The organism is Chryseobacterium sp. SIMBA_038, assembly GCF_046535115.1.
GTDB lineage: Bacteria > Bacteroidota > Bacteroidia > Flavobacteriales > Weeksellaceae > Chryseobacterium.
On sequence record NZ_JAWRXH010000379.1, the window covers coordinates 1 to 243 of the forward strand.

The window sequence follows — 243 nt, forward strand, 5'->3', positions numbered from 1 at the left end:
CCCGTTTGATGATGGACAGAATTATCTTCCTGGGAACAGGGATTGATGATCAGGTAGCGAACATCGTTACAGCACAGCTTTTATTCTTGGAAAGTGCTGATCCTTCAAAAGATATTCAGATCTACATCAACTCTCCTGGTGGTAGCGTGTATGCAGGTTTAGGAATTTATGACACTATGCAGATCATTAAGCCAGATGTAGCAACAATCTGTACAGGTATGGCTGCTTCAATGGGAGCTGTAT

General features: G+C 42.4%; 1 protein-coding gene. It reads left to right on the plus strand.

Annotation, left to right across the window (positions count from 1 at the left end; genetic code table 11):
• The coding region (locus SB689_RS23970; RefSeq protein WP_410694526.1) for an ATP-dependent Clp protease proteolytic subunit at positions 1 to 243 on the plus strand (243 nt) is incomplete at both ends.